Here is a 21066-nt window from a genome sequence, read left to right as displayed (position 1 = left end):
CGCGAACGCAACTCAACCTGGGCGCTATTTCGGAATCGCACAACTACGCCAAGTCGACTGCGCTGCGATCGCATGCCATTTGCTTAGTAGATAAGCGGCCGTTTGCATACTTACTGCACATTGCCAGGGTCGTGCGACGCGACGTCCCTCGCGTCTTCCAACAGCTACAATTTTCATGTCGCATTCATACAAGCCCCGGCTGGCAGTGCACGTATACATTTTTGTGACTTTCGAAAGACGAGAGCAAGAGGGGAAGCGGGAGGGCATTCGCAGCCTTTGGCAATGGCGCCAAAGAGCGAGTGGCACCACGGAGGGACGCATGAGCTATCTGATGAACCGGCGCGGGTTTCTTGCGGGTGCGACGAGCGCGATGGCGCTCATGTCGAGCGCGGGCGGGGTCCGCGCCGAAGGTGGCCAAATCATCGTCGCCAATTGGGGTGGGGACTGGAACGACCGCACGGTCCAGTTCTTCGAAGCGCCCATTGTCGAGAAGGCCGGTTACACTGTTGTCCGCGACCTCGACGGGTTTGACCAACGCAGAACAAAGATCATTGCGAGCCGCAGGCTGCCGCGTGCGCCTATGGATGTCGCGCACATGGACGACGCGACCGCGTTCGAACTGGCTTCGTTGGAAGCGCTTGATGCGATCGATGAACAGGCCGTCCCGCGACTGAAGGATACCCTGTCCATCCTGCGAACGCCCACATTCGTCCCTTGGCAATACAGCGCCTGGATCATCGGCTACAACCCCAAGAAATTGAAGGAAGCTCCCAAGAGCTTTGCCGATCTCTGGGACCCCAAGTACAAGGGCATCGTCGGCCTAAGCGACGCCCACTGGTTTCACCACATCGAGTCCACGGCACTCAAGCTCGGAAAGTCCCTCGACAACATCAATATCGAGGCCGTGAAAGCCAGCATGATGGAATGGAAGAAAGCGGCCAGCCCGCGCATCTATCCGAACCATCTGCAGATCGAGCAGGCGCTCAAGAACGAAGAGATCCTCGTCGCTCCCGAGTACAAGGCGCGCATCCTGCAATTCGCCTCGGAGGGCGTCGATGTGGTTTCCGCGTATCCGGCGGAGGGCGGCATCGGCATCATCTTCGGTCTGGTGATGCCGAAGAAGGGATCGAATCCTCAGGCGGCGAAATTCTACTGCAATGCGTTGCTAGACCCGGACGGGCTCACGGCTCTGGTCCAGAAGTCATTCTATTCGCCATCAAACACCAAGTCGGTATTGCCCGAAGCTGCCGCCAAGCAGATCGAATTCACTGAGCAAGAGAAGAAGGCGATCCATAACCGGCCCCATGCATTCTGGCTGAAGAACCGCAATGATCTGCTCGATTGGTGGAACAAAGAATTCAAGAGCTGAACGCGTCTAGATGACCACGCTAGTAGTTGCACGAGAGTCAAGCGGCATGCCTGCCGTCGCAAGACGCACCCGGTGGGCTGCCCCTTATGCCTTGTCGGGACCGGCCTTCGTCTTTGTCTCGCTACTGTTGATGCTTCCGCTCCTCATGATGCTGCGGTTGAGCTTCTACCAGTACGACGCGGCACAGATGTACATCCAGGCGTTCACGCTGGATAATTACGTCAGGTTCTTCAAGGACGAATTCTACCGTCAGGTGTTGTGGACGACCCTCTGGGTCTCGGCAGTCACGACGTTGCTGTGCCTCATCGGTGGATTGGCTGTTGCGTATTTCATGGCGAGGACGACTGCAGCCATACTGAAGCGCTATCTGATCATCGCAATCGTCTTGCCGCTGTTCATGGGGAACGTGGCGAGGACCGCCGGATGGATCATCATCCTCGATAACAAGGGCTTATTGAATTTCCTGCTGCAACAACTCGACCCGGGAGGCGAAACGCTGCAACTACTCTACACGTCCGGCGCGGTAATCACGGGTCTGACGTCGGTACTATTGCCATTCATGATCGTGACGCTCAACAGCGTCATGCACAATATCGACGTATCGCTGGAGGAAGCGTCACTCAACCTGGGGGCTTCCGCGCTGACAACGTTTCGCCGGATCGTCCTTCCTCTTCTGATGCCGGGTATCTTCGCAGGCTGCGTGCTGTGCTTCATCCTGTCGATGAATGCCTATGCGACGCCGATCCTCATCGGTGGGCCAAAGTTCTACATGATGGCGCCGACCATCTACAAGCAGATATCAGCGGCCATGAACTGGCCGTTCGCCTCGGCGCTGGCGTTCATGCTGATCTCCCTGACGATGGTGCTCACGGTCGTGTCCGCCGTAATGTTCAATCGGACGGCACGGATAGGTGCCGTCCGATGACGAGTATCAGCAAAGCGAGCCCGCTCAGGTGGATCTATCTGATCTTCGTATGGGCCACCATCCTGTTCGTGCTCGTTCCGCTGGCGACAACGATATGGGTCGCGTTCTTCAGCAACAAAATCCTTTCATTTCCTCCCGAGGGATACACGGGAAGCTGGTTCGTTCAGGCCTGGAGCCTCGAAGCCTTCAGGAGCGGCTTCTTCCTGAGCTTTCAGGTGGCGATCAGTGCGTCGGTGCTCGCGCTATGCCTGGGCGTTCCCGCAGCGCTCGCGATCGGCAGATACCAGTTCCGGGGACGGGAGTTCATCAACACTGTGCTGATGTCGCCGCTGATGATCCCGGCCATCGTCGCCGGCAGCGCGATCTATCTGTTCTACATTGAGCTTCAGATCTGGAGCGACGTTCAGTTCGCCTCTACGGTTTATGGCCTGACTTTGGCCCATGCTCTGATCGCGATACCTTGGGTGTTGCGGCTGCTCGTCGCATCCTTGGCCGGGCTCGATCCTGCGATCGAGGAAGCATCACTTAGTCTCGGCGCCACGCGGCTTACGACTTTCTTCCGTATAACCCTTCCGCTGATACGCCCGGGTATCACGGCTGGCGTTCTGTTCGGATTCATCGCTTCGTTCGGCGATCTTGAGAAGTCGCTCCTGCTAGTCGGTCCTGGTCGTATCACGCTGCCGATCGCGATGCTCAACTATCTGGAATACCGAACCGATCCGACGATCATGGCGGTTGCGACGATCCAGGTTCTCATCATCGCGATTGCGCTCATCGTTTCCGACCGATACGTGCGTCTCGGCCGAACATTCTGAAGAACAAAAGGGCTAACAGTGTCCAACGTCACTCTCCAGAACGTGGTGAAGCAATACGACTCCTTCGTCGCTGTGAGGGAAATGTCGCTCGATATCGCGAACGGAGAATTCCTGGCGCTGCTCGGGCCCAGCGGATGTGGAAAGACCACGACGCTTCGGATGATCGCGGGCTTTATCGAGGCTAGTGCGGGCCGGATCTTGTTCGGCGATCAGGATGTGACCGATCTTCCGCCCAACAAGCGCAATACGGGAATGGTGTTTCAGGGCTTTGCCCTGTTTCCCCATATGAACGTCCATCAGAACATCGCCTACGGACTGGAGATGCGCCGCGTTCCCAAAGGCGATATCCGACAGCGCGTGGCCAAGGTTCTGGACCTGGTGCAGCTCGGCCGTTTCTCAGAACGCATGCCACGACAATTGTCGGGAGGGCAGCAACAGCGGGTCGCGTTGGCTCGCGCACTGGTCATCAATCCGCATGTGTTGTTGCTGGACGAGCCGCTGTCGGCTCTCGACGCGAAGCTGCGACACGACGTTCGGCTGCAGATAAGACAATTGCAACAATCGCTGGGGCTGACGACCGTGTTCGTCACCCACGACCAGGAGGAAGCGCTTAGCCTCGCCGATCGGCTCGTGGTGATGAATGGGGGTGCCATCGAGCAGATCGGGAGCCCCGCCGATCTCTACGAGCGGCCGGCTACGCCTTTCGTCGCCGACTTCATCGGTAAGACAAACTTCTTCAAGGGAACACTGGTTGGCGACAGGTTCACGACCGATGCGGGAATTTCCCTCAAGGTTGCGCCGAAAATCGCGCGGGCGACGCTGCTTGGGGTGAGGCCCGAGAAAATCAAGATTGCCGTCGGCCAGGCATCGGCGGCGACGGTGCACGGCGATGCGAACGAGATCGACGGGGTGGTCGAGCTCATCAGCTATCTCGGACCTTTCACCGAGTATCAGATTAAGGTTCGCGGCGAGCAACGTCTTCTGGTTCAGCAGGCCAATCGGGACATGCCGGAAGCGGTTCAGCCAGGGCAGGCGGTCAGGCTCACGATTGCTCCCAAGTGGTGCTTTCTCTTCAATGCCGACGCGGGCACGAGGGCAAACCTGGAGGGCGAGCCCTAACGGACCGTCACTACTTGGTACCGGCTGCGTCCCAATCGCTGCCCGGCGTTCGAACATCGATTTGCGTCAGGAGAACAAGAATATGTCGTCGCAACTGCACGACCGCTCGATCGTCATTGACGGTCTGATCATCTCCAATTTTGGCCGGGATATATTCGAGGATATGCGAAAGGGAGGGCTTACGGCCGCCAATTGCACGTGCTGCATTTGGGAGGGGTTCACCGAGACGATGCGGAACGTGATGCAGTGGAAACACTGGTTCCGCGAACATGGCGATCTGATCAAGCAGGTCTATACAACCCAGGACATCATGGCTGCGAAAAAGGAAGGCAGAACCGGGATCATACTGGGGTGGCAGAATATCACCGGTATAGAGGATCAGATCGGCTATCTCAGCCTCTTCAAGGAGCTCGGCGTTGGCATCATTCAGATGGCCTACAACACCCAGAACCTCGTGGGCACCGGCTGTTATGAAAGCAAGGACGGTGGGCTGTCCGACTTTGGACACGAGGTGGTTGCCGAGATGAACCGGCTTGGCATCCTGTGCGACCTCTCGCATGTCGGTCCTCAGACGAGCACAGACGTGATCCTTGCTTCCAAGAAGCCCGTGACCTACTCGCACTGTCTGCCCGCCGGGCTTAAGTCCCATCCGCGCAACAAGAGCGATGAGCAACTGAAGTTCATCGCCGATCGCGGCGGGTTCGTCGGCGTTACGATGTTTCCTCCCTTCCTTAAACGCGGGGCTGAAGCATCAGTAGACGATTACGTCGAGGCGATCGAATACGTCATCGACATCTGCGGCGAGCGAAACGTCGGCATTGGGACCGACTTCACTCAAGGCTACGGGCAGCCCTTCTTCGATTGGATCACGCACGACAAAGGATACGGACGCAAGCTCACGGACTTCGGGAGCGTGATCAATCCGCAGGGCATGCGTACCATCGGTGATTGGCCAAATCTCACGGCCGCGATGGAGAAACGCGGCTGGAATTCAAGCAAAATCGAGGGCGTGATCGGAGAAAACTGGCTGTCGGTCTTGCGCGAAGTCTGGGGCGCCTAGATCGCCTGCATACGAATTCGCATAGTAATTGCTTGCCACCACTTGTGCACGCCGGTTTGTTGAGGGCGCCTTCCATGAGGAACTGGTTCACGCAGTTGAGGGCATCGCTTAGGTTCCAAGGAGACGTCAGCGATTTCCACATCTGTCCCGACGGTGCGCAGGTCTCGCTGCCCACGGGAATGAAACAAAGCGATGGGGTTCTTGACTGCCTTGATCGTACCGGTCTCGACGCTAAAATTGACGAACATGGTCCGGTTCATAGCGAGAAGGACGGCCGAGTTGGAAGAGGGCGATAGCTTCTCATTCTTGCCTGACACATTCTTGGCTTTAGAGCGTTTTCGAGCCAAGCATGCCCTCGGACTTGATCCGAGGTGGACATCGGTTCGCGTAGCAATCAAGTGTACGCAGATTGCGTAGACTTATCTGCGCAGAAAACGCGTCAAGACAAGAATCCAGAACTTCGGTTCTGATTCAATCAGAACCGAAGTTGCTCTAGCCGCCGCATTTGGGCATGAGGCCGTTCACATCCTGCACCAGGCTGGGCATCACTTCCGCGGCGGAACGCTTGCCCGTCACCAGGCTTTCGGTGTGGTTCTTGATCACTTCGATGATCTTCAGCGAATTTCCACCCGGAAAGGACGCCCAATCCGTCAGCACTGGCAGTTGATGAATGCTGGTCATGTGGTTGGGGTTCTTGGCATAGAATGACCCGAGGAGCTCGGGTGACTTCACTGCAATCTCATTGCCGGGCATGTAACCGGTATAGTTCACCATGAGCGTCTGACCGATCGGGCCGGTGACAAACTTCACATACTCCCACGCCGCCTTCTGCCGCTCGGCATCCTTCGCGAAGACCATAGCGACGTTTCCGCCGGCAGGCAGCTTCCCGTCGGGTGCCGACAACGGAAACGCGACGGTGTTGAAATCAAAGCGGTTGCCGATCTGGCGATCCGCTGCGGCGACATAGGACGTGGAATCGACGAGGATGGCGACGCTGCCGGCGACGAATGACTGACGCACTTGGCTGATACCGAAGTTGGGCATTCCTGACTTGCCAAAAGACTCCAAGGTCTTGAGCGCCCACATGCCGGCATCGTCATCGAAGGCGATCGTGCAGCCGTCGGCCTTCAGCATGCGTCCAGCGCGGCTGGTGACGAGCGACTGCAGCAGCCAGTTTCCGGTCTGGTCCCATTGGTAGTAGAATCCCGTCACGCCGGCTCCGGCACTGGCCTGAATTTTCTGACCTGCGGCGACGAGCTCGGGCCAGGACTTGGGCAGCGTAGTCGGATCGAGGCCGGCCTTCTTCACGAGGTCGGCGTTCAGGTAGAGCACCGGTGTCGAGACCGCGAAAGGCAGACCGTAGAGCTTGCCTTTCCATTGGCCAAGCGCTGCGAGCGTTGAGTAGTAGCCGAGTTTGTCGAGACCACCATCTGCCGCCACAAAGGCATCGAGGGGCGCGCCGAGGCCGCGGTCCACGAACAAGCCGATCTGGTTGATGCCGTTGAAGGCGATATCCGGAAGACGTCCGGTGATCTGGTCGCGCAGGATCTGCTGTGCCCCCTCCTCGTAGCCGGCCGCCGGGTTGCGGAATTTTACCTTGATCTCGGGATGTGTCTCGGTGAAGCGCTTGGCCAGCTCCTGGTGAAGTGCGTTGAAAGTCCCCGGCGTGGTGTAAAGCACGTCGAGCGTTAGCTCGGCATGGGCGGGCGTGAGCGCGAAGGCGGCCAGCAATGTGGCACCCACGACCCTCAACACGCGGCGCGGCAGCAATCTGTCGAACATGATGGTGTCCTTTGGTTACTTCATGGCGGTGGTCGCCAGCCCGTCGATGAAGCGGCGCTGGGCGAAGAGGAAAGCGAGCAGCAGCGGGGCGACGATGATCGTGGCGCCGGCCATCAGTGCGCCGAGGAATTGGCCGGCCTCGTCATCGCGGAACAGGAGAATGCCTAGCGCCGGTGTCGAGATTTCTTCGCTCCGCACGGCGATGAGTGGCCAGAACAAGTCATTCCAGTGGGCCACTACCGAGAAGATGCCGAAGGCGGCGAGCGCGGGCGCACTCATGGGCATCATGATGCGCCAGATGATCTCGAACTCACCGAGCCCATCGAGCCGGGCGGCGTGGATGATCTCGTCGGGGATGGATCGGAAGAACTGGCGCAGCAGGAAGATGCCGAAGGCCGAGATGATCCAGGGAAGAATGAGAGCCGCGTAGGTGTCGAGCAGCCCGAAGACGTGGAGCAGGACAAAATGGGGAATGGCCAGGGCCTGCGGCGGCACGAGAAGCCCAACCAGCACTGCAGAAAACAAAGTGTCACGTCCGCGGAAGCGCAGCTTGGCAAGGGCGTAGGCGCATGGCACGCAGATCACGAGCTGCAGCGCGAAGATGACCGCGCAGACGAAGACGCCATTGAGCAGGAAGCGGAGCATCGGCGCTGCGGTCAGCGCAACGCGATAGTTCTCGACGCCGTGGAAGGTTTGGGGCCAAAGATGGAAGTCGGGTTGAAAGATTTCGTCCGGTGGCTTCAGGGATAAGCTGACCATCCATACGAAAGGCAGCAACGCGAATGCTGCGGAAGCGACGAGCAAGACGTGGCGCGCGATGCGACCTGCGAGCCGGCGTCGGGGGCGGTGTGCACTCATGAATAGTGCACCCGGCGTTCGATGAACCGCGCCTGGGCAATCGTGAGGGCGATCACGATAGCAAGGTAGACCACCGTCAGGGCCGCGCCGTATCCGGTGCGCAGATAGTCGAAGCTTTCGGAATAGAGCCGATTCAGTAGAACCTCGGAGGCGTAATTCGGACCGCCCTGGGTGAGCACGCGCACGCTATCGAACACCTCAAAGGCGCGGCTTGCGGTGAGGACGATGACGAACATAGTGACCGGCCCCAACATGGGGAGAGTCACGATGCGCAGCCGGTCAAAGAGGCCGTCCGCGCCATCGACTGCAGCGGCATCGTAGAGCTGCTGGGGCACCGCCTTCAGGCCGGAGACAAAGAGCACCATGGCGAAGCCAAAACCCTGCCAAATGCCAATAAGGGCGACGGCGAGGAGCGCGGTGTGCTCGTCCCGCAGCCAATTGATGCCGGTCATGCCGAATACGGCGAGCGTCCGGTTGACCAGGCCGATGCTGGGATGAAGCATGGTGCCCCACACCACGGCCATGGCCGACATGGTGGACATGACTGGCAGAAAGTGCACCGCGCGATAGAAGCCGCGCAGGCCAGGGCTCGCTTCGATGAGCAGAGCTGTGGCAAGGCCAAGCCCCACCGTCCCCGGCACCACGATAGCCACATAGATGCAGGTGTTTATCAGGGCCTTCCAAAAGGGCGGGTCCGCCCACAACGCTGCAAAATTCTCGGTACCGACGAAACGGAAGGTGCTGGCGCCCAATTGCCAGTCGGTGAAAGAGAACAGGATCACCGCCGCGGCCGGGCCAAAGAGCAGGCAGATGAGCAGGATCAAGGCCGGCGAGACGGCGAGCCAGCCGACGGTGGCCTCTGCAGCCTGATGCTGCCGACGACGGGCAGCCGGGCGAGCACGGCGGTGGGCCAAGGCCATCACGCTCATGCTGCCACCTGCTCGATATCGCCGCAGCGTCTGCCAGCCTCATCGAACTGCAGCAGTCGCGCGGCATCGACCTTGAGCCCAACCGCGCGGCCGAGCGAAAGGCGCGGTTCGTCGGGTGCGGTGCGGATCACGACGGTTTCTGAGCCGTCGCGGAGCGCCACATGCACGAAGATATCCGAGCCGAGATTTTCAAGATCCGTCACGGTGCCACCGGGCAGGCCAGCGGTTGGCGTGGTCAGGACGGCTGCTTCAGGACGAAATGCGAGGTGCTTGGTCTGCGGTGCAAGGATTGCCGACAGAATCGGTCGATCGTCCGCCCAATGGCCGCGAGCGACCACGTTGATCTTGGGGCTGCCGATCATCTCGGCCACCCTCAGATCCTGCGGGTCGCGATAGAGCGCTTCTGGGGGGCCCACCTGGAGCAGCTCGCCGCCGATCACCACGGCCACGCGGTCCGCCATCGTCATGGCCTCCGACTGGTCGTGCGTGACATAAACGAAGGTGACGCCGAGGCGGCGGTGCAGCGCGGTGATTTCCGCGCGCATCTGCACTCTGAGCTTGGCGTCGAGATTGGATAGCGGCTCGTCCATCAAGAAGACGGTGGGATGCCGCACCATTGCGCGCCCGAGGGCGACGCGCTGGCGTTGCCCGCCGGAAAGCTGGCCGGGCTTGCGGTGGAGCAAATGGGCCACGTCGAGCATGGCGGCGGCCTGCTCCACCTCCATGCGAATGTTTTTTTCGATGCCGCTGCGACCCGGCAGCAGCCGTCCGATGAGCGGCAGGCGCTGTGCGAAGGAGAGTCTCCGCGTGCGCAATGGCAGCGCGATATTGTCGAATACGGTGAGATGGGGATAGAGGGCGTAGGACTGAAACACCATGGCGACGTCGCGGTCCTTTGGACGGGCACCATCCACGGTCCGGCCGCCCACGCTCACCTCGCCGGCGTCTTGATCTTCGAGCCCGGCGATGATCCGCAGCAAGGTGGACTTGCCGCAGCCGGACGGTCCCACCAGGGTCAGGAATTCTCCGTCCTGAATCTTCAGGGAGACGCCCTTCAGGACCGGCACCTCGCCATAGCGCTTCTCGATGGCGCGCAGCTCGATCTCAGCCACAGCCGCCTCGCTGTAGCGCGTTGCCGTCTGTGCCGGAGCCGGGCAGACCGAGATGAGCAAGAATGGTCGGCGCGATGTCGATAACCGAGGCTGCTTTGGAGCGCACCGCTCCGGCCAAGAAGCCCGGACCTGAGATCATCAGGAAAGGGGACTGCTCGGCAGCCCCAAGCCCACCGTGCTGACCTGCGCCGATGACATCTTCCTTGCCTTCGGAACGCTTAGCGGCAAAGCTTGTCCCGACGATGCCGAAAGCGTTGGTAGCCTCGGTCTCGCGCATGGAGACGGCACAGGCGAGTCCGTTGTCGGTGGACTGGCCAATACGGTTCAACTCGGCCCTGGTCAGTACGGTGCCGGCCCAATCTTGGCTGGCCAGGAAGCTTGCAATCGCCGCCTCGCGCCGAGCGGCGTCCGGGTGAAGATAGATCAGTGCCGAAGTGCCGTTGGAGGCGACCACCACCTCCTCGGAATCGAGACTTTCCTTGAGGCCGGCGGCGACCAGCTCGGCCTCGATGTGGATGACGCCGCTCACGGTTTGATGACCGTGATCGGATCCAAGGAGAAAGAGCACATCCTCACGGTCGGGCAATTGCGCCACAGCGTCCATGACGCGCTTCGCGTTCCGATCGGCTTCCGTCAGGACAGCCAGGTGTTCGGGCGAGCCCAGCGGCAGTGCGTGCTGGGACGAGTCGGGTTCGCCCAGCCACATCAGAGTGAGGGCTGGAGGACCCGCAGTCAGCACAGTCTCCGCAATGAAACGCTCGGTCATGGCTCGATCGCCAGCCACGTCCAGGCTCACGCGAAGCTGCTCAGCTTCGGGCAGGGGAATGCGGCCTCGCCCGAACGAGCCGGCGCGATGATAGATGCGTCCGTGGCCGTCGGGATCGTGAGCATAGGCCGCACCAGGCGACACGTTGCTGAAGATCACCGCACCACCGTGCTCACGCAGCCGCTCGGCAAGAGTCGGAACGCCAAGGGACCGTCCGGTGACACGTCTTTTGTGCTGGAGAAAATCCGGCCGCCCCGCATCGTGACGCACAAGGCGGCCGTCTTCAACGAGGACCATGGTGTTGCCCTGGAGCCCGTGGTGCGCCGGCAGGCAGCCGGTGGCGAGGCTGGCGGAGACCACGCGCGTGCATGAAGGAAAGACCGTGCTGTAGTCTGAGAATTGCTCGGCGTGCGCGGCGAAGGCGGCTACGTGCGGCGTAGTCTCGGGACTGATGAGGTCCCGGCGCAAGCCGTCGAGGATGACGAGGATGGCGCGGCGCACGTTCATGCATCCACGTCGTTGAGCGGCACGAAAGAGGCGCGACATTCGCGCAGCAGCCGTGCTGGGTCGCTGGTGCGACCGGCTTTCAACCGATGTTTGGCCATCTTTGGCCGCTCGGGCCACGCGCGGAGTTTTCCGTTTACGTCCTGAGCAAGCCGGATCGGCGTCGGTTCACCACTTTGCATGTCGTTCCATCGTTTGCGCCTGAGAGGAGGCGACTCCTAATGGAGGTCGACGACACTTTTGTGACTTATGAGGTACATTTGTTCCGAGCGCCGAATTGCGATGTGGAGCGTGTCGCAGGGAGACGGATGTGCCGGACCAGGCAACTCGACGTGGCGCCCGGACCAATTGTTTAAGACTACGTTCGCCCTAGGTGCGCTTGCGCGTGATCGAAGGCTCTTCGAAGTCCGTCCGGCGGATCTCGTTGAAGAGTGCTTCAGCGGCTGCCGATAATGTGCGACCGCGCCGACGGATCAGATAGATCGGACGAGAGATCCGTGGCGCTTGCAGAACTCTGACGCCAAGTGTCGGACGCTCGAACTGGTGGAGGCTAAGCGACGGAACTATTGTGATGCCCAGACCCGCTTCCACCATGCCGGCAAGCGTCGCCATGTAATTCGCTTCGAGATGGGCTTTTAGTTTCACGCGATCAAAGGCGGCATCGAGAGCGCGGCGAACACTACTGTTGCGTGTCAGGTGAATAAACGGATACGACGCGATGGCAGCGGCAGCGATCTTCTTTTTCGCCAGCAATTCATGGTCTTTGCGGCACACGAGGTAGAAGTGATCGGTTGCCACGACCTGCCCGTCCAAGTCCTCTGCACCGTCAAGTGTCGACAGGGCAAAGTCAACGTCGCCGTTGCGTACCAATGATACGCATGTCTCCGCTATTGCATCGGTCAGCGACAACTGAACGTTTGGATGCCGGGTTGCAAACCGTGATAGTATTTTCGGCATCCAACCGGCAGAGACCGATGGCAGTGCCGCGATCGACACCCGGCCCCGGCGGCGCGCCGCCCGGTCGCGGAAAATCTGAATAACGTCGGACAAATCCGCGTGCAACTGATGAGCGAAAGGCTCGAAGACCTCACCATCGGGAGTCATTTCGACCCTGCGTGTGGTCCGGTCGAACAGCTTGGCTCCCAACGCGTGTTCGAGCGACGAAATGCGGGTGCTGAACGCCGACTGCGACAGCCCGCATCGCGCGGCCGCCCGGGTGAAGTTTTTTTCCTGAGCGAGGGTGAGGAAGATATGGAGGTCCTGGCTCGTTATATTCATAGAATCGATCAATCATTATGATCTTTCGATTTATCAGATTTGTGGCCCGCAAGTAAGCTTCCTTCACAAATCGTAGGGAGCAGGGGTCACCATGGTCGGACTGTCTCGCAGGTCGTGGTTGGGCGGTGTGGGTGCGCTGTCCCTGGCCGCGTCGTGGCCCAGGAGATCGTGGGCGAACGATAAGTTCCCGTCGCGGCCTGTCACGCTGATCGTTCCGTTTCCGGCCGGCGGAACGGCCGATACCACGTTCCGCGTACTGGCGACTGCCGCGGCAGGGCACCTCGGCCAGCCGATCGTCGTGGAAAATCGTCCGGGGGCCAGTGCCACGCTAGGTGCGGTTGCGATGCTGTCGGCGTCGCCCGATGGCTACCGTATCGCGGTCACTCATTCGGCGGTTCTGCGAGTCCAACTCATGCAGAAGACGCCCTATGACGCGTTGCAGGATTTCACGCCGATCATCCAGATCGGCGCTTTCAACGTCGGCATGGTCGTTCGCCAGGATTCACCGTTCAAGACCTGGGGCGACTTTATCGCCGAGGCCCGCAAGCGGCCCGAGGAAGTCAACTATGGGACGAACGGTCCGGCGACCGCGCAGAACCTCGCGATGGTCCAGGTCGCCGACATCGAGAAGATCAAGCTGATCCATGTGCCGTTCAAAGGAGACTCCGAGGGCATCGCCGCCTTGCTCGGCGCCCACATCGACGCCCACGCGGGCGGCACGATCCTCGGCGATCTGGTCGACAACGGGCAGGCGCGCTGGCTCGCGGTCTTCTCTGACGAGCGGTTGAAGCGTTGGCCTGACGCGCCGACCCTCTACGATCTCGGCTACGATGTGACCGCAGCGAGTCCGAACGGCTTGATTGGTCCAAAGGGAATGCCACAGGAGGTGGTCCAGCGGCTGCACGACGCGTTCAAACTGGCGCTTTTTGATCCGCAACATGTCGCGATCCAGGAAAAGTACGGGCAGTCGATCCAATATCGAGATGGCGCCGATTTTGGCGAGGTGATCAGGAAGAACTTCGAGATCGAACGTGAGAAGATCCGCCGCGCCGGCCTTCTGCGGTCTTGAGCGACTTCAAATCGAACGGGGTGAAGAATGCAGGTTGGCGTCGAAATTGGCGGGACATTTACGGACCTCGTCTGGGTGGACGAGAAAGGCGTGGTCTCCGTCGGCAAGGTTCCATCGACACCGAGCCAGGTCCACAAGGCAGTTGAGAACGCGGTCGATCAGGCTGCCGTGCGGTTAAAGGAGGTGACGCGCTTCTCGCACGGCTCGACGATCGCCACCAACGCGCTGATCACGCGGCGCGGCGCGCGCACCGGGCTTCTTACCACCAAAGGCTTTCGCGACATCACCGAAATCGGCCTGCACGATCGCGTTGGCAACATCTATACGGCTTTCTATCACAAACCCCGCGCACCGGTAGAGCGGCGCTTCATCCGCGAGATTCCTGAACGCATCGACGGGCGCGGCAATGTGGTCGAGGCCCTCGATGAAGAGGTGGCACAACAGGAAATCCAGTTCCTCCTCGACAGCGGCGTGACGTCGATTGCGATCTGCCTGTTGCACGCCTACCGCAATGGCGTTCACGAGGATCGTTTGCGCGAACTCATTCTCTCGATGAGCCCCACAACGCGCGTCGGCTGTTCGAGCCGCGTATCGCCTGAATTCCGTGAATACGAGCGCACCGTGACGACGGTGGTCAATTCCTTCGTCTCCCCGGTGGTCGTTGACTACGTTGATCGGCTGGATCGCGGTTTGACCGATCGCGGCTGCAGCAGCGGCTTGCAGATCATGCAGTCGAATGGCGGCATCATGCCGGCGGAAGCGGCGGGCGACAACGCCGTGCGCATGCTGCTGTCGGGGCCGGCCGCAGGAGTTCAGGCCGCCGCATGGTTCGCACGCCGCAACGGCATCAAAGACATCATCACGATCGATATGGGGGGTACCAGCACGGATGTGGCGGTCGCGCCCATGCTGGAGCCGCGGGTCGTACAAGAGCTTATGGTCGACGACCTGCCGATCCGCACGACCGCGCTTGACATGGTCACGGTCGGCGCCGGCGGCGGTAGCATCGCGGCGCTTGATTCCGGCGGCTTCCTCAATGTCGGGCCGGCCAGTGCAGGAGCCGAACCAGGACCGGCATGCTACGGCCGCGGCGGCAAGCTGCCGACCGTGACAGACGCGCAGTTGATCGCCGGACTGCTCCGGTCATCGCACTTCTTTGCAGGCAAGATGAAGCTCGATGTCGAGGCCGCGAAAAATGCATTCGCGTCGCTGAAGGTGCCGGGCGACCTCAGGCATAAGGCAGATGCCGTGTTGCAGATGGTCAACAGCAACATGGCGGCAGCGGTTCGTCTTGTCTCGACCGCGCGGGGCATCGATCCGCGTGACTTCACGCTCGTGGCTTATGGCGGTGGCGGCCCGCTGCACGCCGCGACAGTGGCGGACGAGGTCGGCATGAACCGCGTTCTTGTTCCGTGGTCGCCGGGCATCACCAGCGCTTTCGGCCTGCTGATCGCCGACCTCAAAGTCGACTTCATCAAGGCGAGATTGCAGCCCTTGACCGCCGAATCGCTCGCCGAGATCGGCGTAGCCGATCTGGCCGCGACATGTGACGGCTATGCCGCGAGCCTCGGCTTGGCCGCTGGCGGCTACGACGTCCAAATGGGACTCGATCTGCGCTACATGGGCCAGGGATTCGAGTTGACGGTCTGGACGGACGTGGCACGGGCAAGCCCGTCGGAATTGCGTGCCGTTTTCGAGAGCCTGCACCGCGAGCGCTACGGCTACACGCGATCGAACCTGCCGGTTCAGATCGTCAATGCGCGGGCGCGGCTTACCCGCAAGAACAAGCTCAACGTTGTTACTCCCAAGGGAGATCCTGGTCGGAACGGTACGCGCGAGACGTGCGGCATCGTCCTACAGGGCAAATCCATTACCGCGACCTTCATGGATCGTTCTGACCTTGACTTCGGCGAGACAATCACGGGCCCGGTTATTGTCGAAGAGCCGACGACCACGACACTGGTGCCACCGGGCTGGATAGCGCGCTGCTGCGAGAGCGGCGATCTGCTGCTGGAGAAAAAGTGATGTTCGACGAACAGACCAAGCTCGCGATCCTCGCCAACGCGATCCGTGCAATCGCGAACGAGATGGGCGCGATTCTTGTCCGCTCTGCGTTCTCGACCATCGTTCGCGAAGCCCGCGACTGCTCGACCGCGATCCTTGACGCGCGCGGCAACGTGGTGTCGCAGGCCGAAATGATCCCGATCCACAATGGCGGGTTGAGCGAAGCGTTCAGGGCGTCGGTCGCGCAACTCGACATCTCCGGGATCGGGCCCAACTCCGCGATCCTGCTCAACGATCCCTATGCCGGCGGCCAGCATCTCAACGACTTCATCATCTTCCAGCCGGTGTTCGCCGATGAGGTCCTGATCGGATGGGTCGGCAATACGGCGCATCATCTCGACGTCGGAGGCGGCGGCGCCGGAATCAACATTGATGCGACCGAATTGCTGCAGGAAGGCATTGTCATTCCGCCGCTGCTGATCGATGTCGAAAGGGACCTGATGGGCGGCGCGATCGACCGCCTGATCTTCGCCAACGTTCGGACGCCAGAAGTCGGCCGCGGCGACTTCTACGCTCAGATTGCCGCCAATCGGACCGGCATAGAGCGTCTCCAGCAACTCGCCAAACGTCACGGATACGATCTGGTGGTCCGCGCGATGGCAGAGACGCTCGATTATACGGAGCGCCGCATGCGGGCGGCCATCGCGACGATTCCGAACGGAACGTGGACCGGCGAGGCCTGGATCGACGCGGACGTACGTGGCGATACTCCGCTAAAGGTCGTTGCGGCCGTTACGGTCGGTGACGGAGCCATGGTGCTGGACTTCGCCGGTACGGCGCCGGAGGTGCACAGCATGTTCAACAGCTCGAAATCCTCGTCGATCGCTGCGGCGATCTCGGCTGTTCGCTGCCTGCTTGCTGACAAGGACATTCCTGCCAACGATGCCTGCAATCGTCTGATTGATATCAGACTGCCCGAGGGCACGATCGTCAATCCGACGCCCGGCCGACCGGTGCGTGCCCGCATCGCCGTGTCCTATCGCGTGCTTGATGCGATACATGAGGCGCTCGGAAAGGCGATTCCGGATCGCGTTCCCGCGCAGGGCTTCAATTCCACCACCGGCCTTTACCTCGTGCAGGAGCGGCCGAACGGCGGCACCCGCATCTACGCGGACGTGCTTGGCGGCGGCTATGGCGGTGCGCCGGACTACGACGGCGCGCACGCGCTCGCCGGCGTCTTGTCGTCGAGCCGCAATACGCCGATCGAATCGATTGAGCAGATCCACCCTCATATCCGCATGCTGCGTTATGGCCTTGTTCCGAATTCCGGTGGCGCGGGGGAATGGCGCGGTGGTCTAGGCTTTACCCGCGCCATCCAGGTGCTGGAGGATAACGTCGTCCTCAGCTACTACTCGGAGCACTTCCTCTATCCGGCACGCGGCAGGATGGGCGGTGCCGATGGAGCCCTCGCATCGTTGAAGGTGATCCGTGGCAAAGACGTCATCGACTTGCCAACCACCGCGGTCATGACCCTGCAGAAAGGGGATATCGTTCAGCTCACCGTCGGCGGCGGCGCCGGCTGGGGCGATCCTGCGAAGCGCCCGGTCGAACTCGTTGAGCGTGACCTCGAGCAGGGGCTGATCACCACGGAGTTTGCGATAAGACATTACCCTCAGGCTTTCAAGCCCGCGCACGTTGCCTGACCGGAGGGTCTCGCATGTTCTACCGTCCCGAACGCACTCTGACGACCGACGCTGCTGCTATCGACCTTATGTCGGAGCTCGGCTTCGCGCTTCTGGTTTCGACCGAAAACGGTGAGTTGCATTTCTCCCACATCCCGGTGCTGGTTGATGTGAAACACGGTGCGGTAACCCACATCCGCGGTCATGTCGCGCGCGCCAACGAGCATTGGAAATCGCTGGAGCGCCAGCCGAAGGCGGTGTTCGTCTTCAACGGCCCGAATGCGTACGTGTCGGCTCAGTGGTACACGAAGGAATGTCCGGCGGCGCCGAGCTGGTCGTATGCGGTGGTCCATGCCCATGGTGACGTCCGCCTGCTCGACCGCGCTGGGCTCGATCAGGTTGTCGATGACCTGGTGCGTGTCAATGAAAGCCGCTTTCCCACCCAGTGGTCGATCGCGGACTACAGCCCGCAGCGCCGCGCCGCCTTGATGCCGCACATCGTTGGGTTCTCGATGGCAGTGACGCGGCTCGAACCCAAATTCAACATCAAGCGGCACTACAGTGACGCCGACAAGCGCGGCGCCATCGCGGGGCTCATCGAGACCGGCAAGGATGATGCCCGACAGATCGCGGGACTGATGGCTGAGACGCTCTCGGTGCAGGGTGATCGCCCGGCTAACGACATTCTTGACAATTATTCAAAGGGCTAGTGCCGAGCTCGCCCTGAACGACCACGGGTCCGTCGCCAACGACTAAGCCTCGACGAGCAGACGGAAGAACCGTCGATCAATCCGTACGGAAGACAGGTTGTCGCGCTGAGGACATCGAATAGCGAATAATGAGTCCCGCAGCATGTCCAACTCGGGACGCCCCAAGATTGTGAAATCCTATTCCAGAACTCGCTCGAACTATGAAGTCTATTTTCAGCTCGAAGCTCCTATAAGTCCTCGATACGCAACCGAATTGCGCAACGGCGTTGCTAGTCTTTCCACAAGGCAGAAATGTCGCGTGGAGCGAGCAACAGGAAATGCGAACGATTGGCTTGATCGGCGGAATGAGTTGGGAGAGTACCGCCGTCTATTATCGACGGCTCAATGAACAGGTCCGAACCCGGTTGGGCGGGCTTCACTCCGCCGAAATCCTGATGAGGTCGGTCGATTTCGATGCCATCGTCAACCTGCAGAAGCGGGGACGCTGGGACGAAGCCTGCAGGATTCTTGCAAATATCGCCCGCGAGCTGGAGGAGGGCGGCGCCGGCTGCCTCCTGATCTGCACCAACACCATGCACAAGCTCGCGGACGAGGTGCAGCGGGCGGTATCGATCCCGCTGTTGCATATCGCCGACGTTACCGCCAGCGCGATCAAGGCCGGCGGATGCAAGCGCCCGTTGCTGCTGGCGACACGCTACACCATGGAACAGGACTTTTATGTGCAGCGGCTGCGCGAGCAGTTTGCGCTCGATCCGATCATTCCCGACGAAGCAGATCGCATCGCCGTCCATGACATCATCTTCGATGAGCTATGCCAAGGCGTCGTCAGCGAGCGGTCGCGCCGCCGCTACCTCGATGTTATCGCGCGCGGAAAGTTAAACGGTGCCGACAGCGTGATCCTCGGTTGTACCGAAATCTGTCTGTTGGTCGGACCGCAACACATTGATCTTCCAGTGTTCGACTCGACGATGCTGCACGCCGACGCTGCCGTGGATTTCTCCATGACGAAACAAGCGTCTCATCCGCGTGCAGCGCAGGGAGTGCAATCCTGAAGTGGCACCGATCTTGCCTGAAAATCAGCGAGCCGCGAGTAGGTTTGTAAGGAAGTGAGTGAAATGGCTCTGACTATCGATGCAGTGAAGCCCGTTCTCGATCACGCCGTCATTAGCGTGATGGGGAAGCTCGACGAGGCGGCCGCGCAATATGACCGGCTCGGCTTCAAACTGACGGAACGTGGTCATCATTCGCTCGGCTCGAGCAATAACCTCGCGATCTTTGGCGAGAACTACCTGGAACTGCTGGGATATCTGCCGGGGAACGAGACCAGGCGCGCCGACCTGTGGGCACATCCGCCCGGGTTGACCGGGCTGGTGTTCAAATCGGTCGACCCCGACCTTGTCTTTGCCGCCTTGAAACAGCGCGGCATTCCAGCGGAAGAGCCGATGAGCTTTTCGCGCCCGGTGTCGCTTCCAGGTGGTGCGCAGGACGCGCGCTTCAGGGTGGTTCGCGTCAGCGGCGAAGAGGTGCAAAACGGCCGCACTTTCTTCTGCCACCACGATACTCCGGAACTGGTCTACCGATCGGAATGGCGTGCGCACCCGAACGGTGTCACCGACATCGTCGAATTCGTCATCGCGTCGAAAGCGCCGTCGCGCACCGCTGCCCTGTACGAGCGGGTGTTCGGCGCGCCTTTGCTCACTGAGGTACCTGGCGGCGTATCGTTCCGTGCCGGCACCGCCATCATCCGTGTACTGGAGCCGTCGGCAGTTGCCGAACGCTATGCCGGCGCAGCGCTGGTCGACGAGAACGGCTCGGATCGTATGGTCGCCCTGGTGTTCAAGGTGCCTTCGCTCGAGGCTGCGCGGACGGTGTTCGAGAGGTCGGGGATCGGTTACCGGCCCTATGTCGACGGGATCATCGTCAGCCATGCCGACGCAGCCAATGTGGCGCTCGGGTTCACGGCGCCATGATGATCGATTTCACCGAGAGCTTCGCCTTGGACTATGCGGGCGCCCGCGCCAAGTTCCGCGCGACTGCGGCCGAACTGGGTGGCGCGCTTTCCGACTATCGTCATCCGACCCTAAAGACGCCTGACGGCCAGGATCTCGTGGTCGACGTCGCGCGGCTCGGCGATGCCGCCGCCCCGTCGCAGTTGATCGTGATCAGCGGTACGCACGGCCTTGAAGGTCTCAGCGGCTCTGCGGCACAGATCGCCTGGATGAAAAGCGCTCAAGGGCGCGCGCTGCCGCCTCGTGTCTCCGTGTTGCTGGTGCATGCGATCAATCCCTATGGTTTCGCGTGGGGCACTCGCACGACCGAGAATAACGTCGATCTCAACCGCAATTTTGTCGATCACGAGGCGCCGCATCCTGCCAATCCCGGCTACGCAACGCTGTACCCGGATCTGGTCCCGGACGATTGGACGCCGCCCGCCCTTCAAGCCTATGCCGCAGCGCTCGATCGTTTTCGTGCCGCGCATGGCGATGATGCATTGTTCAATGTGCTGGCGAGCGGGCAGTATGACTTTCCCAATGGCAATAATTTCGGCGGCGTCGCTCGCGAGTGGTCGAACGTTACGCTGGAGAAGATCGTCATCGATCATCTCGGCAAGGCTGAACGTGTCGGTTTTATCGATTGGCATACCGGGATCGGGGGCTGGGCCGAATCGTTCTTCCTTTGCTTCAACGACGAAAACGGTCCGCTGCACGCCGAGGCCGTGCGCTGGTGGGGCAAGGAGCGGATCATCGGCCAGCGGCCACACAATATGGCGCGGCCGAACTATCAAGGGCTGGTGTTCCACGGCCTGACGACATTCCTCGGCCGCCGGCCGATGGTCGGCGCGGTCGTCGAGTTCGGCACCCGCGGCGTCCATGTCCGCCGCGCGCTGCAACTCGATCTATGGCTCAAGTTCAAGGCCGAACGCGACAGCGAACGGGTGCGGCTCTTGAGAGCCGATCTTCACGACTGCTTCGTGCCGGTATCGGCCAATTGGCGCGAGCAGACCACCGAACAGGCGATCTCGATAACTCAACAGGCGATCGACGGACTGGCGACCTGGTCGCTTGCCGCGGCGGCCTAACACGG

Annotated in this window: 19 protein-coding genes; 12 read left to right on the top strand and 7 right to left on the bottom strand. The window is 60.9% G+C overall.

What is annotated here, in order from left to right:
* Positions 1-319 precede the first annotated feature (319 nt).
* The 5 genes from AC5ZG5_RS04610 (at position 320) to AC5ZG5_RS04590 (ending at position 5288) form a co-directional block, all read left to right on the top strand.
* Positions 320-1369, top strand: a complete 1050-nt coding sequence (locus AC5ZG5_RS04610; RefSeq protein ID WP_496165431.1) for an ABC transporter substrate-binding protein — start codon at positions 320-322, stop codon at positions 1367-1369.
* Positions 1370-1415: 46 nt separating this feature from the next.
* Complete coding sequence (locus tag AC5ZG5_RS04605) at positions 1416-2294, top strand: ABC transporter permease (RefSeq protein ID WP_456641194.1); 879 nt, start codon at positions 1416-1418, stop codon at positions 2292-2294.
* Positions 2291-3109 (top strand): ABC transporter permease, encoded by an 819-nt coding sequence (locus AC5ZG5_RS04600; protein ID WP_130222751.1) that lies wholly within the window; start codon positions 2291-2293, stop codon positions 3107-3109. Before AC5ZG5_RS04605 ends, AC5ZG5_RS04600 begins: the two co-directional genes overlap by 4 nt.
* 18 nt (positions 3110-3127) lie before the next feature.
* Positions 3128-4228 carry an ABC transporter ATP-binding protein gene (locus tag AC5ZG5_RS04595; protein WP_456641193.1) on the top strand — a complete coding sequence of 367 codons (1101 nt, stop codon included), beginning with the start codon at positions 3128-3130 and terminating at the stop codon, positions 4226-4228.
* 82 nt (positions 4229-4310) lie between these two features.
* On the top strand, positions 4311-5288 hold the full coding sequence (locus AC5ZG5_RS04590; protein WP_456641192.1) for a dipeptidase: 978 nt from the start codon (positions 4311-4313) through the stop codon (positions 5286-5288).
* Between the two features lie 492 nt (positions 5289-5780).
* On the opposite strand, the gene AC5ZG5_RS04585 is transcribed toward AC5ZG5_RS04590, so the two are convergent.
* From AC5ZG5_RS04585 to AC5ZG5_RS04555, 7 genes are all read right to left on the bottom strand, one after another.
* On the bottom strand, positions 5781-7070 hold the full coding sequence (locus tag AC5ZG5_RS04585; protein WP_456641191.1) for an ABC transporter substrate-binding protein: 1290 nt from the start codon (positions 7068-7070) through the stop codon (positions 5781-5783).
* A 15-nt stretch (positions 7071-7085) separates the two neighbouring features.
* A complete protein-coding gene (locus tag AC5ZG5_RS04580; RefSeq protein ID WP_456641190.1) occupies positions 7086-7928 on the bottom strand; it encodes a carbohydrate ABC transporter permease in 843 nt (280 codons plus the stop codon).
* Positions 7925-8857: a carbohydrate ABC transporter permease gene (locus AC5ZG5_RS04575; protein ID WP_456641189.1), complete on the bottom strand. Its 933-nt coding sequence runs from the start codon at positions 8855-8857 to the stop codon at positions 7925-7927. The genes AC5ZG5_RS04580 and AC5ZG5_RS04575 overlap by 4 nt, the downstream gene beginning before the upstream one ends.
* Entirely contained in the window at positions 8854-9969 is a 1116-nt protein-coding gene (locus tag AC5ZG5_RS04570; RefSeq protein ID WP_456641188.1) for an ABC transporter ATP-binding protein, read from the bottom strand. The genes AC5ZG5_RS04575 and AC5ZG5_RS04570 overlap by 4 nt, the downstream gene beginning before the upstream one ends.
* Positions 9962-11242, bottom strand: a complete 1281-nt coding sequence (locus AC5ZG5_RS04565; RefSeq protein ID WP_456641187.1) for an alkaline phosphatase family protein — start codon at positions 11240-11242, stop codon at positions 9962-9964. Before AC5ZG5_RS04565 ends, AC5ZG5_RS04570 begins: the two co-directional genes overlap by 8 nt.
* Positions 11239-11421 carry a hypothetical protein gene (locus AC5ZG5_RS04560; RefSeq protein WP_130222768.1) on the bottom strand — a complete coding sequence of 61 codons (183 nt, stop codon included), beginning with the start codon at positions 11419-11421 and terminating at the stop codon, positions 11239-11241. The genes AC5ZG5_RS04565 and AC5ZG5_RS04560 overlap by 4 nt, the downstream gene beginning before the upstream one ends.
* Before the next feature lie 187 nt (positions 11422-11608).
* Complete coding sequence (locus AC5ZG5_RS04555; protein ID WP_456641186.1) at positions 11609-12529, bottom strand: LysR family transcriptional regulator; 921 nt, start codon at positions 12527-12529, stop codon at positions 11609-11611.
* 79 nt (positions 12530-12608) lie between these two features.
* Between AC5ZG5_RS04555 and AC5ZG5_RS04550 the strand changes: the two genes are divergently transcribed.
* From AC5ZG5_RS04550 to AC5ZG5_RS04520, 7 genes are all read left to right on the top strand, one after another.
* The gene (locus AC5ZG5_RS04550; protein ID WP_456641185.1) at positions 12609-13586 is read left to right on the top strand and encodes a Bug family tripartite tricarboxylate transporter substrate binding protein; all 978 of its coding nucleotides are present in this window, start codon (positions 12609-12611) and stop codon (positions 13584-13586) included.
* Positions 13587-13613: 27 nt separating this feature from the next.
* Positions 13614-15611, top strand: coding sequence for a hydantoinase/oxoprolinase family protein (locus AC5ZG5_RS04545; RefSeq protein WP_456641184.1), 1998 nt, complete (start codon positions 13614-13616; stop codon positions 15609-15611).
* Positions 15611-17293, top strand: coding sequence for a hydantoinase B/oxoprolinase family protein (locus AC5ZG5_RS04540; RefSeq protein ID WP_456641183.1), 1683 nt, complete (start codon positions 15611-15613; stop codon positions 17291-17293). The genes AC5ZG5_RS04545 and AC5ZG5_RS04540 overlap by 1 nt, the downstream gene beginning before the upstream one ends.
* Before the next feature lie 14 nt (positions 17294-17307).
* Positions 17308-17982, top strand: a complete 675-nt coding sequence (locus AC5ZG5_RS04535) for an FMN-binding negative transcriptional regulator (RefSeq protein ID WP_130222778.1) — start codon at positions 17308-17310, stop codon at positions 17980-17982.
* A gap of 317 nt (positions 17983-18299) precedes the next feature.
* Positions 18300-19034 carry an aspartate/glutamate racemase family protein gene (locus AC5ZG5_RS04530; protein WP_456641182.1) on the top strand — a complete coding sequence of 245 codons (735 nt, stop codon included), beginning with the start codon at positions 18300-18302 and terminating at the stop codon, positions 19032-19034.
* 63 nt (positions 19035-19097) lie between these two features.
* Positions 19098-19952, top strand: coding sequence for a VOC family protein (locus AC5ZG5_RS04525; protein ID WP_456641181.1), 855 nt, complete (start codon positions 19098-19100; stop codon positions 19950-19952).
* Positions 19949-21061, top strand: a complete 1113-nt coding sequence (locus tag AC5ZG5_RS04520; protein WP_456641180.1) for a M14 family metallopeptidase — start codon at positions 19949-19951, stop codon at positions 21059-21061. The genes AC5ZG5_RS04525 and AC5ZG5_RS04520 overlap by 4 nt, the downstream gene beginning before the upstream one ends.
* Positions 21062-21066 lie beyond the last annotated feature (5 nt).

It is taken from the genome of Bradyrhizobium sp. Ses1 (assembly GCF_059512365.1).
This window is presented reverse-complemented; position numbering and strand designations above follow the sequence as displayed.